We start from the raw sequence: 2232 nt of genomic DNA, 5'->3' as shown, positions 1-2232 counted from the left end.
GTTGCACGGGCACAGGACGAGCAAGCAGAACGACAAACGAACCACCCGTGCTCACGTGAATTTGTTGGTTACTGGCCCACGGACGTTCCAGCCCGCGACAGTGCGAGGTGGGCATTGTACCGATTGAATCGCACCGACAGCAAGCAAGACAACGGACTGCCGGTCGACGGACGGAGCCTACCGACTTCGATCAGGACGAAAGATAAACCGCGGAGACCACAGGGGGACACAGAGAACGTTGGTGCTCGAGACTCTGCGTCTCTCTGCAACTCTGCGTTTTGCATCGAACGCACAGCTCTTTCAAGGCGAAATCTCGCTGAAATCGGCGGTTGTTTCAGCGCGTCCGGGCGAGCACGTGAGCGAGCGTCCCAACGTTAACAACAGATAAGGCATCGAAGCCCGGCCTATCACCTGGCGTTCGACCACCCAAGGTGAAAGCACGCCGGTGACTCGTCCCATTCGCAGAAGGTGACGACCCCCAACGCAAGACGTCAGCAAAACACGCAGAAGCTCCCACGACCGACCGGCGAATAGATCGAACCGCAGATCGCTAGCGGCAGTAACGTCACCGTTCACCGGGCCGCGGCGAACGACTTCGGATTCAGAAACCGCGCGGCCCGCGGCTCCGTGTGCAACGGATCGTTAGCCAGCATATTTGGACACGTTACGCTCAGCCCACTCAAGGACTTGATCAGGATCGACGCGAGGTGACAACATTGAGTTCACAGTCAGATGTGCGACAAACTCACCATTCAGGAATAGTTTCGGAGGTGTGGTCGTGAACTTATTGAACGGGCTGAAGGCGGAAAACTGACTACCGTAATCGGAAAACTTGTTGAAGATGCTCGTGTTGGAAAACTTACTGCCGTACGGCCCAAACTTGTTGAATATGGAGTCGCTATCAAACTTGTTTGGATTCAGTTTGCCAAGGAACTGTCCGTTCTCAGCTTGAATGTACGATTGTCCGGTCGCCTGCCGCGCCTCCGGCTCTGAAGTAGCCGGAGCGCCGCGAAGCAAGCCTTGTATATCGTTCTTCAATGCGTACAAGAATGCTTCAGGTGCCATTCGATTTGAGATAATGCGATTGGCCGTAACCCGAGCGATTTCACGCCCCGCGATCAGGAGGCGTGGTGGTGTCGATGTATAGGGATTATGAATGCTGAATTGGCCATATGGGCTTCCATATTGTGAGTACTGATTGAATATGCTCGTCGGGCTGTACTGACTGCCATACGGGCCGTATTTGTTAAGAATCGACTCATTGTCATATTGGTTGTCGGTAATCTTGCCTAAGAATTGACCATCGTCGGCGATCAGGCAAGATCGTTGCTCTCCGGTTGTAGTTGAGGGAGTCTTGGCTTGCTCCGCGTACAACTGAGCAAGGATTTGCTCTAATACTTCCTTTGTAGAATCCGTTTCACTGTTCGGTGACGTTGCCATTGGCACCTCCCCCATACAGTGACTGAAGCAGCTTTTGGATTTCTTCAGCGGCCTTGGTCTTGGGCAACTGCGTGATCAGCATTGGTGCGGTCGCCAGCGCGATGTTCTTGGCGCGAATGTCCTTGATCTCACGTAGCGGCCAGTAAAGGAGGCCAGTGGTGATTACCGAAGGTGTCGACCATGCAACCTCTCCACGGATCAATGCCAGAACAAAACAGGCGATTCCTGTACCGAAGAGAATGATTGTGAGCACAATATAGATCCACTCGATTCGCTTGTTCTCTTTGAGAACAACGTCGATTCTCGCGAGGATGTCATCGATCGATGTCACAAATGCTCCAATTGGTCCTGCTGGCTAACGACGGGGTTCAGCGGGGCCGCGCGAGCGACTCACCACGTCAAAAACGTCAACTCGCGGCCTCCGTAGCAACCCATGGTTACGCAATCTTTCGTCATGACAGCAGCTGGTATATCTGTGAACTGAACACGTGGATTTCACCAAACTTTTGTGTTGTCAACCGCCCCATTCCTGCGCTTTCATAGACCTCTACCTCTGGTGGCATGAATCGCTCAAGCTCTGGCTCCGACTCAATCACCATGCTGCGCAACCGATTGTAATCGTCACCAAATGCGTCTGTAGGGTACGAAGTCTTTTCTTCATTTGTCATCGTTTCGATCGACTGAATTAGCCCGAGAAGTTTCTTGATCAGGCGTTGCTTTGTTTCTGTCATCTTCAGATTCAACCTTGTTGAAATACTCTCTAATGCGAGCAAGCAACAGATCTTCGTAATA

The 2232-nt window shown here is 52.4% G+C and carries 3 protein-coding genes; all 3 read right to left on the bottom strand.

What is annotated here, in order from left to right:
* Positions 1 to 642 precede the first annotated feature (642 nt).
* Positions 643 to 1440 (bottom strand): hypothetical protein, encoded by a 798-nt coding sequence (locus GE027_RS23225; RefSeq protein WP_202617509.1) that lies wholly within the window; start codon positions 1438 to 1440, stop codon positions 643 to 645.
* Entirely contained in the window at positions 1418 to 1771 is a 354-nt protein-coding gene (locus GE027_RS22445; protein WP_153559469.1) for a hypothetical protein, read from the bottom strand. Before GE027_RS22445 ends, GE027_RS23225 begins: the two co-directional genes overlap by 23 nt.
* 121 nt (positions 1772 to 1892) lie before the next feature.
* On the bottom strand, positions 1893 to 2232 hold a 340-nt coding region (locus GE027_RS22440), incomplete at its 5' end, for a hypothetical protein (protein WP_237607737.1).

Source organism: Roseimaritima sediminicola (assembly GCF_009618275.1).
GTDB classification, from domain to species: domain Bacteria; phylum Planctomycetota; class Planctomycetia; order Pirellulales; family Pirellulaceae; genus Roseimaritima; species Roseimaritima sediminicola.
The sequence above is the reverse complement of the archived record's forward strand: the minus strand, read 5'-3'. Positions and strand labels throughout refer to the sequence as shown.

Bases quoted from the DNA above. Each gene is read 5' to 3' on its own strand.
- GE027_RS23225 (WP_202617509.1), bottom strand. From the start codon at position 1,440: ATGGCAACGTCACCGAACAGTGAAACGGATTCTACAAAGGAAGTATTA.